This is a genomic window from Escherichia sp. WS1451 (assembly GCF_046487365.1).
Lineage (GTDB): Bacteria > Pseudomonadota > Gammaproteobacteria > Enterobacterales > Enterobacteriaceae > Escherichia > Escherichia coli.
This window is the reverse complement of sequence record NZ_JBJQJP010000005.1, coordinates 124963-145301: the sequence shown is the minus strand read 5'-3', so window position 1 is coordinate 145301 and position 20339 is coordinate 124963. Positions and strand designations below refer to the sequence as shown.

At 50.4% G+C, this 20339-nt stretch carries 13 protein-coding genes; 12 read left to right on the top strand and 1 reads right to left on the bottom strand.

Features of this window, described 5'->3' with window-relative positions; all coding sequences use genetic code 11:
• Window positions 1–48: 48 nt before the first annotated feature.
• From ACJHX7_RS09115 to recD, 8 genes are all read left to right on the top strand, one after another.
• The gene (locus tag ACJHX7_RS09115; protein ID WP_000857051.1) at window positions 49–519 is read left to right on the top strand and encodes a prepilin peptidase-dependent protein; all 471 of its coding nucleotides are present in this window, start codon (window positions 49–51) and stop codon (window positions 517–519) included.
• On the top strand, window positions 510–1073 hold the full coding sequence (locus ACJHX7_RS09110) for a prepilin peptidase-dependent protein (protein ID WP_022646061.1): 564 nt from the start codon (window positions 510–512) through the stop codon (window positions 1071–1073). The genes ACJHX7_RS09115 and ACJHX7_RS09110 overlap by 10 nt, the downstream gene beginning before the upstream one ends.
• Window positions 1070–1477: a DUF2509 family protein gene (locus ACJHX7_RS09105; protein ID WP_022646060.1), complete on the top strand. Its 408-nt coding sequence runs from the start codon at window positions 1070–1072 to the stop codon at window positions 1475–1477. The genes ACJHX7_RS09110 and ACJHX7_RS09105 overlap by 4 nt, the downstream gene beginning before the upstream one ends.
• Window positions 1462–1785, top strand: coding sequence for a prepilin-type N-terminal cleavage/methylation domain-containing protein (locus ACJHX7_RS09100; RefSeq protein ID WP_001276460.1), 324 nt, complete (start codon window positions 1462–1464; stop codon window positions 1783–1785). Before ACJHX7_RS09105 ends, ACJHX7_RS09100 begins: the two co-directional genes overlap by 16 nt.
• A 12-nt stretch (window positions 1786–1797) precedes the next feature.
• Window positions 1798–5166 carry an exodeoxyribonuclease V subunit gamma gene (gene recC / locus ACJHX7_RS09095; RefSeq protein WP_094030020.1) on the top strand — a complete coding sequence of 1123 codons (3369 nt, stop codon included), beginning with the start codon at window positions 1798–1800 and terminating at the stop codon, window positions 5164–5166.
• A 175-nt stretch (window positions 5167–5341) separates the two neighbouring features.
• Entirely contained in the window at window positions 5342–8230 is a 2889-nt protein-coding gene (gene ptrA, locus ACJHX7_RS09090; protein ID WP_094030019.1) for a pitrilysin, read from the top strand.
• On the top strand, window positions 8223–11765 hold the full coding sequence (gene recB / locus ACJHX7_RS09085; protein ID WP_094030018.1) for an exodeoxyribonuclease V subunit beta: 3543 nt from the start codon (window positions 8223–8225) through the stop codon (window positions 11763–11765). Before ptrA ends, recB begins: the two co-directional genes overlap by 8 nt.
• A complete protein-coding gene (gene recD / locus ACJHX7_RS09080) occupies window positions 11765–13591 on the top strand; it encodes an exodeoxyribonuclease V subunit alpha (protein ID WP_094030017.1) in 1827 nt (608 codons plus the stop codon). The genes recB and recD overlap by 1 nt, the downstream gene beginning before the upstream one ends.
• 61 nt (window positions 13592–13652) lie before the next feature.
• Here the strand turns inward: recD and argA are convergent, their stop codons facing one another.
• Window positions 13653–14984, bottom strand: coding sequence for an amino-acid N-acetyltransferase (gene argA / locus ACJHX7_RS09075; protein WP_000237947.1), 1332 nt, complete (start codon window positions 14982–14984; stop codon window positions 13653–13655).
• Between the two features lie 231 nt (window positions 14985–15215).
• Between argA and amiC the strand changes: the two genes are divergently transcribed.
• From amiC to ACJHX7_RS09055, 4 genes are all read left to right on the top strand, one after another.
• Window positions 15216–16469: an N-acetylmuramoyl-L-alanine amidase AmiC gene (amiC, locus tag ACJHX7_RS09070; RefSeq protein ID WP_000016907.1), complete on the top strand. Its 1254-nt coding sequence runs from the start codon at window positions 15216–15218 to the stop codon at window positions 16467–16469.
• Between the two features lie 257 nt (window positions 16470–16726).
• Window positions 16727–17551, top strand: coding sequence for a PRD domain-containing protein (locus ACJHX7_RS09065; RefSeq protein ID WP_001361321.1), 825 nt, complete (start codon window positions 16727–16729; stop codon window positions 17549–17551).
• Window positions 17552–17582: 31 nt separating this feature from the next.
• A complete protein-coding gene (locus tag ACJHX7_RS09060) occupies window positions 17583–19163 on the top strand; it encodes a PTS transporter subunit EIIC (RefSeq protein WP_094030016.1) in 1581 nt (526 codons plus the stop codon).
• A complete protein-coding gene (locus ACJHX7_RS09055) occupies window positions 19163–20338 on the top strand; it encodes a MalY/PatB family protein (protein WP_094030015.1) in 1176 nt (391 codons plus the stop codon). The genes ACJHX7_RS09060 and ACJHX7_RS09055 overlap by 1 nt, the downstream gene beginning before the upstream one ends.
• The last annotated feature ends 1 nt before the right edge of the window (window position 20339 follow it).

The window sequence follows — 20339 nt, the reverse complement described above, 5'->3', positions numbered from 1 at the left end:
ATAGAAACTGGCCCTCGTCTTTTTTTCTCCTCGCTCCATACTGCCGGCATGAAAACACAACGTGGTTATACGCTGATTGAAACGCTGGTCGCGATGCTGATTCTGGTCATGCTAAGCGCAAGTGGGCTCTATGGCTGGCAATATTGGCAGCAGTCGCAACGGCTTTGGCAAACCGCCAGCCAGGCGCGGGACTATTTGCTCTATTTACGTGAAGATGCCAACTGGCATAACCGCGACCACAGTATCAGTGTTATCAGGGAGGGGACGTTATGGTGCCTTGTGAGTTCCGCTGCTGGGGCCAATACCTGTCATGGCAGTTCACCATTGGTCTTTGTGCCACGCTGGCCCGAAGTCGAAATGAGCGATCTGACACCTTCGCTTGCTTTCTTTGGCCTGCGCAATACCGCATGGGCCGGGCATATTCGCTTCAAAAACTCAACGGGCGAGTGGTGGCTGGTGGTTTCGCCGTGGGGAAGACTCCGGCTTTGTCAGCAAGGAGAAACAGAAGGATGCCTGTAAAAGAGCAAGGTTTTTCTCTGCTGGAAGTGTTGATTGCTATGGCGATCAGTAGCGTATTGTTGCTGGGGGCTGCACGCTTTCTGCCTGCGTTACAGCGTGACAGTTTAACGAGCACCCGTAAGCTGGCGCTGGAAGATGAAATCTGGCTGCGGGTATTTACCGTTGCGAAGCATCTCCAGAGGGCGGGTTATTGTCATGGCAGCTGTACCGGCGAAGGGCTGGAAATTGTCGGACAGGGTGACTGTGTCATTGTGCAGTGGGATGCGAACAGTAACGGTATCTGGGATCGCGAACCGGTAAAAGAGTCCGACCAGATTGGATTTCGTCTGAAGGAGCATGTGCTGGAAACGCTACGCGGTGCGACATCCTGTGAAGGTAAGGGCTGGGATAAAGTCACTAATCCGGATGCCATCATTATCGACACTTTTCAGGTCGTACGTCAGGATGTCAGCGGCTTCTCGCCGGTGTTGACGGTTAATATGCACGCTGCCAGCAAGGCTGATCCGCAAACCGTGGTGGATGCCAGCTATAGCGTGACAGGATCCAACCTGTGAACCGCGAAAAGGGTGTCTCGTCACTGGCTCTGGTCCTGATGCTGCTGATTTTGGGTAGCTTGCTATTACAAGGAATGAGCCAACAGGATCGCAGTTTTGCCTCTCGCGTGAGCATGGAAAGTCAGTCATTGCGCCGCCATGCCATCGTTCAGTCGGCGCTGGAGTGGGGAAAAATGCACTCCTGGCAGACGCAGCCAGCAGTTCAGTGCTTACTGTACGCTGCCACCGGTGCCCGGGTTTGTCTGCGTTTATTGGCAGATAATGAGGCTTTATTGATTGCCGGTTATGAAGGCGTTTCGTTGTGGCGAACAGGCGAAGTCATCGATGGAAACATTGTTTTTTCGCCACGCGGCTGGAGCGATTTTTGTCCGCTGAAAGAGAGGGCGTTATGTCAGCTTCCCTGAAGAATCAACAAGGCTTTAGCCTGCCGGAGGTAATGTTGGCGATGGTGTTGATGGTGATGATTGTCACTGCGTTATCGGGTTTCCAGCGAACATTAATGAACAGTCTTGCCAGCAGAAACCAGTACCAACAGCTCTGGCGGCATGGCTGGCAGCAAACGCAACTGCGTGCGATTTCGCCACCTGCCAACTGGCAGGTCAACCGAATGCAGACATCGCAGGCGGGATGTGTCAGCATCAGCGTTACGCTAGTTTCACCCGGGGGCAGAGAAGGCGAGATGACCCGCCTGCATTGCCCGAATCGTCAGTAGTCAGGAGCCGCTATGTTAAGGGTCTACCATTCCAATCGTCTGGACGTGCTGGAAGCGTTGATGGAGTTTATTGTCGAACGCGAACGGCTGGACGATCCTTTCGAACCAGAGATGATTCTGGTGCAAAGTACCGGTATGGCGCAGTGGCTGCAAATGACCCTGTCGCAAAAGTTTGGTATTGCGGCAAACATTGATTTTCCGCTGCCTGCGAGCTTTATCTGGGATATGTTCGTCCGGGTGTTACCGGAGATCCCCAAAGAGAGCGCCTTTAACAAACAGAGCATGAGCTGGAAACTGATGACTCTGTTGCCGCAATTGCTGGATCGCGAAGACTTTACCCTGTTGCGGCATTATCTGACTGACGATAGCGACAAGCGAAAACTGTTCCAGCTTTCTTCAAAAGCGGCGGACCTGTTTGACCAGTATCTGGTCTATCGTCCGGACTGGCTGGCACAGTGGGAAACAGGACATTTGGTTGAAGGGCTGGGAGAAGCACAGGCCTGGCAAGCGCCGTTGTGGAAGGCGTTGGTGGAATATACCCATCAACTCGGGCAACCGCGCTGGCACCGCGCCAATCTCTATCAGCGCTTTATCGAAACGCTGGAGTCCGCGACGACCTGCCCGCCGGGGCTACCTTCGCGCGTCTTTATATGCGGTATTTCCGCGTTACCGCCTGTTTATCTCCAGGCGCTACAGGCGCTGGGTAAACATATTGAAATCCATCTCCTGTTTACCAACCCCTGCCGTTATTACTGGGGCGACATTAAAGATCCTGCTTATCTGGCGAAACTGCTGACTCGCCAGCGCCGACACAGTTTTGAAGATCGCGAATTACCGCTATTTCGCGACAGCGAAAATGCCGGGCAGCTCTTTAACAGCGATGGTGAACAGGATGTCGGCAACCCGCTGCTGGCCTCATGGGGCAAGCTTGGACGCGACTACATTTATCTCCTTTCTGATCTGGAGAGCAGCCAGGAGCTGGACGCTTTTGTCGATGTGACGCCAGATAACCTGCTGCATAACATTCAGTCTGACATTCTGGAACTGGAAAACCGCGCCGTTGCTGGTGTGAACATCGAAGAGTTTTCCCGTAGCGATAACAAACGCCCGCTTGATCCACTGGATAGCAGTATCACCTTCCACGTTTGCCATAGCCCACAGCGTGAAGTTGAAGTTTTACACGATCGCCTGCTGGCGATGTTGGAAGAAGATCCGACACTCACTCCGCGCGACATCATTGTGATGGTGGCCGACATCGACAGCTACAGTCCGTTTATTCAGGCTGTGTTTGGTAGCGCACCTGCGGATCGTTACCTACCTTACGCCATTTCCGACCGTCGGGCGCGGCAGTCGCATCCTGTACTTGAAGCGTTTATCAGCCTGTTATCGTTGCCAGACAGCCGCTTTGTGTCGGAGGACGTTCTGGCATTACTGGATGTGCCGGTGCTGGCGGCGCGGTTTGACATCACCGAAGAAGGGCTGCGTTATTTACGCCAGTGGGTCAACGAGTCTGGCATTCGTTGGGGGATAGATGACGACAACGTTCGCGAGCTGGAACTCCCCGCTACCGGTCAACACACCTGGCGGTTTGGCCTGACGCGCATGTTGCTGGGCTACGCGATGGAGAGCGCGCAGGGCGAGTGGCAATCGGTTCTACCTTATGATGAATCGAGCGGCTTAATTGCAGAACTGGTGGGGCATCTGGCTTCACTGCTAATGCAGCTAAACATCTGGCGTCGCGGGCTGGCGCAGGAGCGTCCGCTGGAAGAGTGGTTGCCGGTTTGTCGCGATATGCTCAACGCCTTCTTCCTGCCGGATGCGGAAACCGAAGCGGCGATGACGCTGATCGAACAACAATGGCAGGCGATTATCGCCGAAGGTTTAGGTGCGCAGTATGGCGACGCGGTGCCGCTGTCACTATTGCGTGATGAACTGGCACAGCGCCTGGATCAGGAACGTATCAGCCAGCGTTTTCTCGCCGGACCGGTTAACATTTGTACTCTGATGCCAATGCGTTCCATCCCATTCAAAGTGGTTTGCCTGCTGGGAATGAACGACGGCGTTTATCCACGCCAGCTTGCGCCATTGGGCTTTGACCTGATGAGCCAGAAACCGAAGCGTGGCGACCGTAGCCGTCGCGATGACGACCGCTATCTGTTCCTGGAAGCGTTAATTTCCGCGCAGCAAAAACTCTATATCAGCTATATCGGGCGTTCTATTCAGGATAACAGTGAACGTTTCCCGTCGGTACTGGTGCAGGAACTGATCGACTACATCGGGCAAAGCCATTATCTACCGGGCGATGAAGCGCTCAACTGTGATGAAAGCGAGGCAAGGGTAAAAGCGCATCTTACTTGCCTCCATACCCGGATGCCGTTTGATCCGCAAAACTACCAGCCAGGCGAACGACAAAGCTATGCTCGTGAATGGCTACCTGCGGCCAGCCAGGCTGGTAAAGCACATTCTGAATTTGTTCAGCCGCTGCCGTTTACCTTACCGGAAACCGTGCCGCTGGAAACGCTACAACGATTCTGGGCACATCCGGTGCGGGCATTTTTCCAGATGCGTTTGCAGGTGAACTTCCGTACCGAAGACAGCGAAATCCCCGACACCGAGCCATTTATTCTGGAAGGGCTTAGCCGTTATCAAATCAATCAGCAGTTATTGAATGCTCTGGTCGAGCAAGATGATGCCGAACGCTTGTTCCGTCGCTTCCGGGCGGCAGGGGATTTACCGTATGGCGCTTTTGGTGAAATTTTCTGGGAAACACAGTGCCAGGAGATGCAGCAGCTTGCCGACAGAGTCATTGCCTGTCGCCAGCCGGGGCAGAGTATGGAAATTGATCTCGCCTGCAACGGTGTGCAGATAGCTGGCTGGTTGCCGCAGGTGCAGCCGGATGGCCTGTTGCGCTGGCGTCCCTCTTTATTAAGTGTGGCGCAGGGAATGCAACTTTGGCTGGAACACCTTGTCTACTGTGCCAGCGGTGGTAATGGTGAAAGTCGCCTTTTTCTACGCAAAGACGGCGAGTGGCGTTTTCCGCCGCTTGCAGCCGAACAGGCTTTGCATTACCTCTCACAACTGATTGAGGGGTATCGTGAAGGAATGTCCGCGCCATTGCTGGTGTTACCTGAAAGTGGCGGCGCGTGGCTAAAAACCTGTTATGACGCGCAAAACGATGCCATGCTGGATGACGATTCCACGTTACAAAAAGCCCGTACGAAATTCCTTCAGGCTTACGAAGGCAACATGATGGTGCGTGGCGAAGGTGATGATATCTGGTATCAACGGCTCTGGCGGCAATTAACACCAGAGACAATGGAGGCCATCGTTGAACAGTCGCAACGTTTCCTGTTACCGCTGTTTCGCTTTAATCAGTCATGAGTGCTGTATAAAAATTGCGCAATATATCTGCTTGCTTTATGATGCGCACCAGTCACGGACTGATGGATATATAGACATAGGCTGACTCGTGCAGCACAAGATTAAATTCTGGCAGATGATTTGCGTTAACCTGTTGAATCTGGCCAGAAAATAAAGTTGATTATGAGGTCCGTGAATGCCCCGCAGCATCTGGTTCAAAGCATTATTGTTGTTTGTTGCCCTTTGGGCACCCTTAAGTCAGGCAGAAACGGGATGGCAGCCGATTCAGGAAACCATCCGTAAAAGTGATAAAGATAACCGCCAGTATCAGGCTATACGTCTGGATAACGGTATGGTGGTCTTGCTGGTTTCTGATCCGCAGGCGGTTAAATCGCTCTCGGCGCTGGTGGTGCCCGTTGGGTCGCTGGAAGATCCCGAGGCGTATCAGGGGCTGGCGCATTACCTTGAACACATGAGTCTGATGGGGTCGAAAAAGTACCCGCAGGCTGACAGTCTGGCCGAATATCTCAAAATGCACGGCGGCAGTCACAATGCCAGCACGGCACCGTATCGCACGGCTTTCTATCTGGAAGTTGAGAACGATGCCTTACCCGGTGCGGTAGACCGCCTGGCCGATGCTATTGCAGAACCCTTGCTCGACAAGAAATACGCCGAACGTGAACGTAATGCAGTGAATGCCGAATTAACCATGGCGCGTACGCGTGACGGGATGCGCATGGCACAGGTCAGCGCAGAAACCATTAACCCGGCACACCCCGGTTCAAAGTTTTCTGGTGGTAACCTCGAAACTTTAAGCGACAAACCAGGTAATCCGGTACAGCAGGCGCTGAAAGATTTCCACGAGAAGTACTATTCCGCCAATCTGATGAAGGCGGTTATTTACAGCAATAAACCGTTGCCGGAGTTGGCGAAAATGGCGGCGGACACCTTTGGTCGCGTGCCGAACAAAGAGAGCAAAAAACCGGAAATCACCGTGCCGGTAGTCACCGACGCGCAAAAGGGCATTATCATTCATTACGTCCCGGCGCTGCCGCGTAAAGTTCTGCGCGTTGAGTTTCGCATCGAGAACAACTCAGCGAAGTTCCGTAGTAAAACGGATGAATTGATTACCTATCTGATTGGCAATCGCAGCCCAGGTACACTTTCTGACTGGCTGCAAAAGCAGGGATTAGTTGAGGGCATTAGCGCCAATTCCGATCCTATCGTCAACGGCAACAGCGGCGTATTAGCGATCTCTGCGTCTTTAACCGATAAAGGTCTGGCGAATCGCGATCAGGTTGTGGCGGCCATTTTTAGCTACCTCAATCTGTTACGTGAAAAAGGGATCGATAAACAATACTTCGATGAACTGGCGAATGTGCTGGATATCGACTTCCGTTATCCGTCAATCACCCGTGATATGGATTACGTCGAATGGCTGGCAGATACCATGATTCGCGTTCCTGTTGAGCATACGCTGGATGCAGTCAATATTGCTGATCGGTACGATGCTAAAGCAGTAAAAGAACGTCTGGCGATGATGACGCCGCAGAATGCGCGTATCTGGTATATCAGCCCGAAAGAGCCGCACAATAAAACGGCTTATTTTGTCGATGCGCCGTATCAAGTCGATAAAATCAGCGAACAAACTTTCGCGGACTGGCAGAAAAAAGCCGCCAATATTGCGCTCTCCTTACCGGAGCTTAACCCCTATATTCCTGACGATTTCTCGCTGATTAAGTCAGAGAAGAAATACGACCATCCAGAGTTGATTGTTGATGAGTCGAATCTGCGCGTGGTGTATGCGCCAAGCCGTTATTTTGCCAGTGAGCCCAAAGCTGATGTCAGCCTGATTTTGCGTAATCCGAAAGCCATGGACAGCGCCCGCAATCAGGTGATGTTTGCGCTCAATGATTATCTCGCAGGGCTGGCGCTTGATCAGTTAAGCAACCAGGCGTCGGTTGGTGGCATAAGTTTTTCCACCAACGCTAACAACGGCCTTATGGTTAATGCTAATGGTTACACCCAGCGTCTGCCGCAGCTTTTCCAGGCTTTGCTGGAGGGCTACTTTAGCTATACCGCTACGGAAGATCAGCTTGAGCAGGCGAAGTCCTGGTATAACCAGATGATGGATTCCGCAGAAAAGGGCAAGGCGTTCGAGCAGGCGATTATGCCCGCGCAGATGCTCTCGCAAGTGCCGTACTTCTCGCGAGATGAACGGCGCAAAATTTTGCCCTCCATTACTCTGAAAGAGGTGCTGGCCTATCGCGACGCCTTAAAATCAGGGGCTCGACCAGAGTTTATGGTTATCGGCAACATGACCGAAGCTCAGGCAACAACGCTGGCACGCGATGTGCAAAAACAGTTGGGCGCTGATGGTTCAGAGTGGTGTCGTAACAAAGATGTCGTGGTCGATAAAAAACAATCCGTCATCTTTGAAAAAGCCGGTAACAGCACCGACTCCGCACTGGCAGCGGTATTTGTACCGACTGGCTACGATGAATACACCAGCTCAGCCTATAGCTCTCTGTTGGGGCAGATCGTACAGCCGTGGTTCTACAATCAGTTGCGTACCGAAGAACAGTTGGGCTATGCCGTGTTTGCGTTTCCAATGAGCGTGGGACGTCAGTGGGGCATGGGCTTCCTTTTGCAAAGCAATGATAAACAGCCTTCATTCTTGTGGGAGCGTTACAAGGCGTTTTTCCCAACCGCAGAGGCAAAATTGCGGACGATGAAGCCAGAAGAGTTTGCGCAAATCCAGCAGGCGGTAATAACCCAGATGCTGCAGGCACCGCAAACGCTCGGCGAAGAAGCATCGAAGTTAAGTAAAGATTTCGATCGCGGCAATATGCGCTTCGATTCGCGTGATAAAATCGTGGCCCAGATAAAACTGCTGACGCCGCAAAAACTTGCTGATTTCTTCCATCAGGCGGTGGTCGAGCCGCAAGGCATGGCTATTCTGTCGCAGATTTCCGGCAGCCAGAACGGGAAAGCCGAATATGTGCATCCTGAAGGCTGGAAAGTGTGGGAGAACGTCAGCGCGTTGCAGCAAACAATGCCCCTGATGAGTGAAAAGAATGAGTGATGTCGCCGAGACACTAGATCCTTTGCGCTTGCCCTTACAGGGCGAGCGCCTGATTGAAGCCTCTGCCGGCACAGGCAAAACCTTTACGATTGCAGCGCTCTATTTGCGCCTGTTACTTGGGCTAGGCGGTTCCGCCGCCTTTCCCCGCCCGCTGACCGTTGAAGAACTGCTGGTGGTCACCTTTACCGAGGCTGCCACGGCAGAATTGCGCGGTCGTATCCGTAGCAATATTCACGAGTTGCGTATCGCCTGTCTGCGTGAAACCACTGACAATCCGCTGTATGCACGTCTGCTGGAAGAGATCGACGATAAAGCGCAAGCCGCGCAGTGGTTGTTGTTAGCCGAACGGCAGATGGATGAAGCGGCAGTCTTTACTATTCACGGTTTTTGCCAGCGCATGCTCAACCTGAATGCCTTTGAATCCGGCATGCTGTTTGAGCAGCAGCTGATTGAAGATGAGTCTCTGCTACGCTACCAGGCCTGCGCCGATTTCTGGCGTCGCCACTGCTACCCGCTGACGCGTGAAATTGCCCAGGTGGTCTTTGAAACCTGGAAAGGGCCGCAGGCGTTGCTGCGCGATATTAATCGTTATCTGCAAGGCGAAGCGCCGGTTATCAAAGCGCCGCCGCCCGATGATGAAACGTTGGCTTCCCGCCACGCGCAAATTGTGGCGCGTATTGATACGGTAAAACAGCAGTGGCGCGACGCAGTGGGTGAACTGGATGCGCTGATCGAATCTTCTGGTATTGATCGACGTAAGTTTAACCGTAGCAATCAGGCTAAATGGATCGACAAGATCAGCGTCTGGGCAGAAGAAGAGACCAACAGTTATCAGTTACCGGAGTCGCTGGAAAAATTCTCTCAGCGTTTCTTAGAAGATCGCACGAAAGCCGGGGGGGAAACCCCGCGACATCCACTGTTTGAGGCGATCGATCAACTGCTTGCAGAACCATTGTCGATCCGCGATCTGGTGATCACCCGCGCATTGGCTGAGATCCGCGAAACAGTAGCGCGTGAAAAACGCCGCCGTGGCGAATTGGGTTTTGATGACATGTTAAGTCGGCTCGATTCCGCGCTGCGTAGTGAAAGCGGCGAGGTATTGGCAGCGGCGATCCGTACGCGATTCCCGGTGGCAATGATCGATGAATTTCAGGATACCGACCCCCAGCAGTACCGAATTTTTCGCCGTATCTGGCACCATCAGCCGGAAACCGCATTGTTGCTGATTGGCGACCCGAAGCAGGCCATATATGCATTCCGGGGTGCGGATATCTTCACTTATATGAAGGCGCGTAGCGAAGTTCACGCCCACTACACTTTAGACACCAACTGGCGTTCCGCACCGGGAATGGTGAATAGTGTGAACAAGCTTTTCAGCCAGACTGATGACGCGTTCATGTTTCGCGAAATACCGTTTATTCCAGTGAAATCAGCCGGGAAAAATCAGGCGTTACGTTTTGTGTTTAAAGGTGAAACGCAGCCTGCGATGAAAATGTGGCTGATGGAAGGCGAAAGCTGCGGCGTTGGCGACTATCAAAGTACCATGGCGCAGGTATGTGCTGCGCAAATCCGCGACTGGTTACAGGCTGGGCAGCGCGGGGAAGCGTTGCTGATGAACGGCGATGATGCACGTCCGGTACGTGCTTCGGACATCAGTGTGCTGGTGCGCAGCCGCCAGGAGGCCGCTCAGGTGCGCGATGCCTTAACGCTGCTGGAAATCCCTTCCGTTTACCTTTCGAACCGCGACAGTGTTTTTGAAACTCTGGAAGCACAGGAGATGCTTTGGCTGTTGCAGGCGGTGATGACACCCGAACGTGAGAACACCCTGCGCAGTGCGCTGGCAACGTCAATGATGGGGCTGAATGCGCTGGATATTGAAACGCTGAATAATGACGAACATGCGTGGGATGCAGTAGTCGAAGAGTTCGATGGTTATCGGCAAATCTGGCGCAAACGTGGCGTTATGCCGATGCTGCGGGCGCTGATGTCGGCGCGTAACATTGCAGAAAACTTGCTGGCAACAGCAGGCGGTGAGCGGCGTCTTACCGATATCTTGCATATCAGCGAATTGCTACAAGAAGCCGGCACGCAGCTGGAAAGTGAACATGCGCTGGTACGCTGGTTATCGCAACATATCCTCGAGCCAGACAGTAATGCCTCCAGCCAACAAATGCGTCTCGAAAGTGATAAACATCTCGTGCAGATTGTCACGATCCACAAATCGAAAGGGCTGGAATATCCATTGGTCTGGCTGCCGTTTATCACCAATTTCCGCGTCCAGGATCAGGCGTTTTATCACGATCGCCACTCGTTTGAGGCTGTTCTGGATCTTAATGCTGCGCCAGAAAGCGTCGACCTCGCGGAGGCCGAACGTCTGGCGGAAGATCTGCGTTTGCTTTACGTGGCGCTGACGCGTTCGGTTTGGCATTGCAGTCTCGGCGTTGCACCGCTGGTGCGCCGTCGTGGCGATAAAAAAGGTGATACCGACGTCCACCAAAGTGCGCTCGGGCGTTTGCTGCAAAAAGGGGAACCGCAAGATGCGGCAGGGCTTCGCACCTGTATTGAAGCGTTATGCGATGATGATATTGCCTGGCAAACGGCACAAACTGGTGATAACCAGCCCTGGCAGGTTAATGATGCATTAACTGCAGAACTGAATGCGAGGACGCTACAACGATTGCCCGGCGATAACTGGCGTGTCACCAGCTACTCCGGTTTGCAGCAGCGTGGTCACGGTATCGCTCAGGATCTGATGCCACGGTTGGATGTTGATGCCGCAGGCGTGGTCAGCGTCGTTGAAGAACCGACGTTAACACCGCATCAGTTCCCGCGCGGTGCGTCACCGGGGACATTCTTGCACAGTTTGTTTGAAGACCTCGATTTTACCCAGCCGGTTGACCCGAACTGGGTACAGGAAAAACTGGAGCTCGGCGGCTTTGAACCGCAGTGGGAACCGGTGTTGACTGAGTGGATCACGGCTGTCCTCCAGGCACCTCTCAATGAAACGGGTGTTAGCCTGAATCAGCTTTCCGATCGCGATAAACAGGTGGAGATGGAGTTTTACCTGCCGATTAGTGAACCGCTTATCGCCAGCCAGCTTGATGCACTAATTCGCCAGTTTGACCCGCTATCCGCTGGCTGCCCGCCGCTGGAGTTCATGCAGGTACGTGGAATGTTAAAAGGCTTTATTGACCTGGTGTTCCGCCACGAAGGGCGTTATTACCTGCTCGACTATAAATCCAACTGGTTGGGTGAAGACAGTTCGGCTTACACCCAACAGGCTATGGCAGCGGCAATGCAGGCACACCGCTATGATCTGCAATATCAGCTTTATACCCTGGCGCTGCACCGTTATCTGCGCCATCGTATTGCTGATTATGACTATGAGCGCCACTTTGGCGGCGTTATTTATCTGTTCCTGCGTGGCGTTGATAAAGAACATCCGCAACAAGGGATCTACGAGACCCGACCCAACGCCGGGTTGATTGCCCTGATGGATGAGATGTTTGCCGGTATGACCCTGGAGGAGGCGTAATGAAATTGCAAAAGCAATTACTGGAAGCTGTGGAGCACAAACAGCTACGCCCGCTGGACGTGCAGTTTGCCCTGACCGTGGCGGGAGATGAACATCCTGCCGTCACCCTCGCGGCGGCACTGTTAAGTCATGATGCCGGAGAGGGACACGTTTGTTTGCCGCTTTCACGACTGGAAAATAACGAGGCATCGCATCCGCTGTTGGCGACCTGTGTCAGTGAAATCGGTGAGCTACAAAATTGGGAAGAATGCTTGCTGGCTTCACAAGCGGTCAGCCGGGGAGATGAACCAACGCCGATGATCCTCTGTGGCGATCGTCTTTATTTGAATCGCATGTGGTGTAACGAGCGCACAGTGGCACGCTTTTTCAACGAAGTGAATCATGCCATTGAGGTTGATGAAGCTCTACTGGCGCAAACCCTGGACAAACTTTTTCCAGTAAGCGATGACATTAACTGGCAAAAAGTGGCGGCAGCAGTGGCGCTGACGCGGCGGATTTCGGTGATTTCCGGCGGTCCTGGCACCGGTAAAACGACCACCGTAGCGAAGTTGCTGGCAGCCTTAATTCAAATGGCCGACGGAGAACGCTGCCGTATCCGTCTGGCTGCACCAACGGGTAAAGCTGCCGCGCGCTTAACCGAATCTCTCGGCAAGGCTTTGCGCCAGTTACCGCTGACCGATGAACAAAAGAAACGCATTCCGGAAGATGCCAGTACTTTGCACCGATTGCTGGGCGCACAGCCGGGTAGCCAGCGTTTACGTCATCATGCCGGTAACCCGCTGCATCTTGATGTGCTGGTAGTAGATGAAGCGTCAATGATCGATCTGCCGATGATGTCGAGACTGATAGACGCCTTGCCCGATCATGCGCGAGTGATCTTTCTCGGCGATCGTGATCAACTGGCCTCGGTTGAGGCTGGGGCTGTGCTGGGCGATATTTGTGCTTATGCCAATGCCGGCTTTACCGCCGAGCGTGCCGGGCAGCTAAGCCGCCTGACGGGAACTCACGTTCCGGCAGGAACTGGCACAGACGCGGCATCTTTACGCGACAGTCTCTGCCTGCTGCAAAAAAGCTATCGTTTCGGCAGCGATTCTGGCATTGGTCAGTTAGCTGCGGCGATCAACCGTGGTGATAAAACGGCAGTGAAAACCGTTTTTCAGCAGGATTTTTCTGATATCGAAAAACGGCTTTTACAGAGCGGCGAAGATTATATTGCGATGCTTGAGGAAGCTCTTGCGGGTTACGGACGTTATCTGGATCTGCTGCAAGCGCGTGCCGAGCCGGATTTAATCATTCAGGCGTTCAATGAGTACCAGCTTTTGTGCGCCCTGCGGGAAGGGCCGTTTGGCGTGGCTGGACTGAATGAGCGAATTGAGCAGTTTATGCAACAGAAGCGCAAAATTCATCGTAATCCGCACTCTCGTTGGTACGAAGGCCGACCGGTGATGATTGCCCGTAATGACAGCGCGCTTGGGTTGTTTAATGGCGATATCGGTATTGCGCTGGATCGTGGGCAGGGGACGCGCGTCTGGTTTGCGATGCCGGACGGCAATATTAAGTCTGTGCAACCGAGTCGCCTGCCAGAGCACGAAACGACGTGGGCGATGACGGTACATAAATCGCAGGGATCGGAGTTCGACCATGCGGCGTTGATTTTACCGAGCCAACGCACGCCGGTAGTAACGCGAGAGCTGGTTTACACCGCGGTGACCCGCGCGCGTCGCCGTCTGTCGCTGTATGCCGATGAGCGCATTTTAAGTGCGGCAATCGCCACTCGTACTGAGCGGCGCAGTGGTCTGGCGGCGTTGTTTAGTTCACGGGGATAAACGTAATTGCCGGATGCGACGCACGAGTGTTACGCATGTCGCATCCGACGATTTTCATCGCTTACCCCAAATCCGCCATCAGCACTTTGGATTTACGCTGGTAGTTGTACAACTGCTTTTTGCTCTCGGGCAGTAAATCAATATCCACTGGGGTAAATCCACGTTCCTGGAACCAGTGAATACTGCGCGTGGTCAGCACAAACAATTTGCTTAAGCCGCTCTGCTTCGCCTGAGCGGCAATGCGTTCCAGCAGAACCTCGCCCCGTGATGAGCTGCGGTAATCCGGGTGAACTGCCACACAGGCCATTTCCCCAATCTTTTCTTCCGGGAACGGATAGAGCGCGGCGCAGGCAATAGTCGTGTTATCGCGCTGAATAATGGTGAATTTGTCGATTTCCATCTCCAGCTGCTCGCGAGAACGGCGTACCAGAATACCTTGTTGCTCCAGCGGGCGAATCAACTCCAGAATACCGCCAATATCGTTGATTGTTGCGCGACGAATCTGCTCGGCGCTTTCCATCACAATCTGCGTACCGATACCGTCGCGTGAGAACAACTCTTGCAACAGCGCGCCATCTTCCTGATAACTGATTAAATGACAGCGACGCACGCCGCTGCGGCAGGCTTTCACTGCGCCACGCAAAAAGCGCACCGTACCGGAGTTGTAATCACCTTTCTCTTCCTGGGCTTCTACCCGTGCTTGCGCTTCGTTAGGGAAAAGTTCGGAGACAATATCACCGTCGTCATTAGTGACGCCCTGGGAAGAGCAAAAACCAATCATCTTTTCAGCTTTCAGTTTGATGGCCAGTTGAGTGGCAATCTCTTCCGAGGTCAGATTAAAGCTCTCGCCAGTGACTGAAACAGCGACCGGCCCCATTAGCACTATTGCACCGCTGTCCAGTTGACGATGGATCGCGTCTTCATCAATCCGCCGGATACGCCCGCTATGGCAGTAATCCACGCCGTCATCGACGCCCAGCGGCTGGGCAATAATAAAATTGCCACTGACGACGTTGATATGCGCGCCCTGCAGCGGCGTGTTATTGAGACTCATCGACAGGCGAGCAGTAATATCCAGTTGCAATGTTCCCGCAGCCTGCTTCACCAGTTCCAGTGTTTTGGCGTCGGTCACACGTATATTCTTGTGATACAGCGGTTCGTGGTGATGCGCAGCCAGATTTGCGTCGATCTGCGGACGTGCGCCATAGACCACCACCAGACGGATGCCGAGGCTGTGCAACAACCCGATATCATTAACGATACTGGAGAAATTCTCATGCTCAATGGCTTCACCGCCGAGCATGATGACAAACGTTTTTCCCCGGTGGGTATTGATATAGGGAACCGAATGGCGGAATCCCTCGACCAGCTCGGTTTTACGTTCCTTTACCACGGTACACCTCTTTGCATGATTATTCGAAATTATTGTATTTTTATTCTGTTTTTTCGCAGGGTGCAAGTGTAAATTTTATGCGGGAGCGAGTTTTTTATCAGTAATACCGTGAATATAAAAAGAATGTTTACCGTTTTATAGATGACAGATTATGCGTCTTTCGCTAAAGTTTCCGGTCAAATTGGTCGTTTACTTGTTACACAGCTTAGATTTCTTTTGCTCGGGAGAGGCATGTCAGGATCCAACACTGCAATCAGCCGTCGTCGTTTACTGCAAGGCGCGGGTGCCATGTGGCTATTGAGCGTAAGTCAGGTCAGTCTGGCTGCGGTCAGCCAGGTCGTGGCGGTGCGCGTCTGGCCTGCGTCCAGCTACACCCGCGTGACGGTAGAATCAAATCGTCAGCTGAAATATAAGCAGTTCGCGTTGAGTAACCCGGAACGCGTGGTGGTGGATATCGAAGATGTAAACCTGAACTCGGTACTCAAGGGGATGGCGGCACAAATTCGTGCAGACGACCCGTTCATCAAGTCGGCGCGCGTCGGGCAATTTGACCCGCAAACCGTACGCATGGTTTTTGAATTAAAGCAAAACGTAAAACCGCAGCTGTTTGCCCTTGCGCCGGTTGCCGGGTTTAAAGAGCGTCTGGTGATGGACCTCTATCCGGCCAATGCACAGGATATGCAGGACCCGCTGCTGGCGCTGCTGGAGGATTACAACAAAGGCGACCTCGAAAAGCAGGTGCCGCCAGCACAAAGTGGTCCACAACCGGGTAAAGCTGGGCGGGATCGTCCGATTGTCATTATGCTTGACCCTGGCCACGGTGGCGAAGACTCCGGTGCGGTGGGGAAATACAAAACGCGCGAAAAAGACGTGGTATTGCAAATAGCTCGCCGTCTGCGCTCTCTGATCGAGAAAGAGGGCAATATGAAGGTGTACATGACGCGCAATGAAGACATCTTCATTCCGTTGCAAGTACGCGTAGCAAAAGCCCAGAAACAGCGTGCTGACCTGTTTGTCTCTATCCATGCCGACGCCTTTACCAGTCGTCAGCCGAGCGGTTCCTCTGTGTTTGCGCTCTCAACCAAAGGTGCAACCAGTACTGCGGCAAAATATCTGGCACAAACCCAGAACGCCTCGGACTTGATTGGTGGCGTGAGCAAAAGCGGTGACCGCTATGTCGACCACACCATGTTCGATATGGTGCAGTCGCTGACCATTGCCGACAGCCTGAAGTTTGGTAAAGCGGTGCTGAATAAGCTCGGTAAAATCAACAAGCTGCATAAAAATCAAGTTGAACAGGCCGGGTTTGCCGTACTAAAGGCACCAGATATTCCCTCCATTCTGGTCGAAACGGCGTTTATCAGTAACGTTGAGGAAGAGCGTAAACTGAAAACGGCGACTTTCCAGCAGGAAGTTGCGGAGTCTATTCTTGCGGGAATTAAAGCGTATTTTGCCGATGGGGCGACGCTGGCGAGAAGGGGATAATGTTTTTATTTATTCAATGAATTTATATTTCGTTGAATAGATAACATTTACCTGAATATTAGACGCTGGTTTTGTGACTGATGTCGGATATTTGAATGTCGGCTTGAAAAATAAGCCGACCATCTCTTTAATTAAGCACAATTCCGTGTAATGTATATGCATTAGTTAATCATCTTGTAACTGTTAAATCAGGCAAGGCAATGTTTGAAGTAATTATTACTTCTGACGTGCCTTGCCTTTTTTTTTGGAGCTATGGAATGATCATCGAAAAAGTCATGAACAATAATTGTGTACAGGCATCGATGAATGGACAGGAGGTTATCATTTCTGGGCCTGGCGTCGGTTACAACAAAAAATATGGAATGTCGGTCCCTGAGCATCCGGCTAACAGAGTTTTTTATGTCAGAAATGAACAAAAAAACAAACTCTATAAATTGATCGAACATGTGGATATTGAGTATGTGTTTGTTGCCGAAAAGATAGTGTACTACGCGGAGTGTAATCTTGAAAGAAAGTTAAATCCATCGCTATTGCTTATTCTTGCCGATCACATTTCAAATGCAATATCCAGAGTCTCCTCCGGAATACAAATCAATAATTTTTTTCTTGAGGAAATCAAAGCGTTGTACAAAGCAGAATATGCAATAAGCCGGGATGCATTAACCATCATCAATGAGCAATTTAGCTTTCAACTTCCGGATGATGAGATTGGTTTTATTGCATTGCATATTTTAAATAACTATGAAAATTCATCTGATTATGAATCGGTACGGATTATTGAATTATCTCAAAAAATCACGGAGATTATCGAGGGTATTTATAACCGAAAGGTGGACAGAAGTTCATTTAACTATTCAAGATTTATGATGCACCTTAAGTATTTTTCTAATCGAGTTTTATGTAATGAAAAGATAAAACAGAAAGATATTGGTGACATCTATGAGCAGTTTCTTGAGAAAGACATTCTGTTACAGCGCGCAATTCATGAAATCGAAAGGTATTTGTACGCCACTTTTAAATATGAATTGATTTTGGAAGAAAAACTATATCTCTCTATTCGCACCAAAGTATTAATGGACTAATTATATATAACATTTATATGAGATAACCCGCATGAAACAAAAGAAAGCCTGGAGTTTTTTTCAGAGCCTGGGGAAGGCATTTATGTATCCCATCGCTCTGCTAAGTGTATGTGGCATGATGTTAGGGCTGGGAAGTGGTTTAGCCAGCGATGATATGGCAAAATTAATTCCACTACTGGCTATTCCCGTAATTAAAACCATTCTTGATTTTATTGTTAGCCTTGGTTTGTTTGCCTTTGTTAATTTACCTGTATTGTTTGCGATAGCAATTCCCTTAGGATTATTAAAAGAGAAAGAGGATAAAGCCTATGGCGCTTTTTCTGGCTTAATTGGTTTTATGGCGATGCATCTGGGAACGAACTTTTATCTTAAACAGCACGACTTATTGGTCGCTGCTGACCAAATGTCGACACATGGGCAAACCATCATTCTGGGGATCCAGTCCTACAATACCAGCGTGTTAGGGGGAATTGTTGCTGGGTTATTAGTCGCCAGCATGTATAAAAAGATCGTTAATTTACGCATTCCAGAATCATTAGGTTTTTATAGCGGCCCACGTCTGGTGCCTATCATTACACTGATTGTGATGAGTGGATTTGGTCTGATCATTCCTTTTATCTGGCCGCCGTTTTTCAATCTCTTCATGCTCATTGGCCACTGGATATCAACTTCCGGTCCTGTTGGTTATTTCTTCTATGCAGTTGCCGAACGCGTGACGATTCCTTTTGGCTTAAACCATCTGGTGACGTCAGTTTTCCGCTTTACGCCAATCGGCGGTTCGGCTGTGATTGGCGGAGAAGAATATTACGGCACCCTGAACATGTTTATGGCATACGTTAAAGAGAATGCGGTCATTCCGCTGGATTTGGCGGGGAAAATGGAGCAGGGCAAACTGATGATTCAGTATGGTCTGGCTGGTGCCGCGCTGGCGATGTATCGCACTGCTCATGCTCAAAACAGAAAAGCTATCAAAGCATTGCTTATTTCCGGGGTGCTTACAGTCATTATTGGCGGCGTCAGCGAACCGATTGAGTTTCTGTTCTTATTTGTCAGTCCACTGCTGTTTGTCTTCCATGCATTTATGAATGGATTCGCCAACATGGTCTTGCCATATATGGGCGTGAAGATGGGATTTACTGGCGATCTGATTCAATTTATTAGCTTTGGCGTATTGCGTGGCACAAGAACAGGTTGGCCAATAGCGGTGTGTGTCGAAGTGGCCTATTTCTTTATTTATTACTTTGTGTTCCGTTGGACTATTCTTAAATTTAACCTGATGACCGTAGGCCGTGAAGAGTCCAGTCCTGTCACGCTGAACGCTCATGAGGATACGGCTATAGCGGATATCCCAACGCTTGATAAATCAGAGCTGCAAGCAGCGGAGCAGATGGTTAAGGCACTTGGTGGTAAAGAGAATATTAAATCCCTGGATAATTGCGTAACTCGTTTACGTTTAACAATCGCAGATATGGGATTGATTGACGAGGCAGCAATAAAAAGAGCTGGCGGAATTGCGGTTGTTAAACTTGATCAAAATACCCTACAAGTCATTATCGGTACTAAAGTCATCGCCTTGCGTCGGGATATGGATAACTACATGGGGATATGCTGATGGATGTTTTTAATACTCCTGTTTCCCGCAAAGGAACATATTGTACCCAATGGGACTTTTGCGAGGACAGATTTGGTGTAAAAGATGTATTACCATTCTCTATTTCAGATATGGATCTTCCGATACCGGAAGTTATCATCAGGGCATTAAGAAAACGTCTGGAACACCCGATTTTAGGGTACAGTCGTTGGCAACATGGTGAATATCTGAATGCGATAGTAAACTGGTATTATCAACAATATCAAACAGATATTAAACCTGAATGGATAACCTATAGCCCCAGTGTGATGTACTCTATTGCAAAAGCAATAGAGTTATTGACATCGCATGGTGATAATATTCTCGTTTTTACACCTGTCTATAATGCATTTTTTGATGTAATTAAACATAGCGAGCGAAATATTCTGACAGCCTCTTTGATTATAAAAAATGAGGGGGGCTACGCTATCAACTGGCAAGATTTTGATCTTAAGATTAAAAGCGCAAAGATGGTGTTATTATGTAATCCTCATAACCCGACAGGAACAGTCTGGTCGGAAGAAGAACTGCATAAAATCGCTGCAAGCTGTACAAGGCATAATGTCTGGTTATGTTCAGATGAAATCCATAGTGATTTTGTTTTTAATCGTAGCTTTACATCCGCGCTTAAAATAAAAAAAGAAAAAGTAGTAGTATTTAACTCGATATCGAAAACATTTAATGTTCCTGCACTAACAGGATCGTATATGATTTCAACTGACGATAATTTTAATCATAAGTTCAGAACGATATCGAGGTATCGCGATTTTGTAAACTCCCCATCAGTACTGAATATAATTGCAACTATTATTGCCTATAACGAATGTGAGGGATGGTTAAAGTCATTAAAGGCACATATTGCCTCTAACATTCAATTCACCCAGCAGTATCTGAATGAAAATATTCCAGAATTGATCGTAAGGCCAGCTGATGGTTGCTATTTTTCCTGGATAGATTGTTCTGCTATTGGTTATCCTTTTGATGAATTTTACAGTCGATTAATTCATGAAGGCAAAGTGGGCATTATGGCGGGGCATGTCTATGGAACGGAGGGGGAGGGCTACCTTCGTCTGAACCTGGCCTGCGGTCGAGAAAAATTATATATGGGGCTTACGCGTCTTGTGAGTGTAATTAAAAATATTAATCAGGGAGAATAAA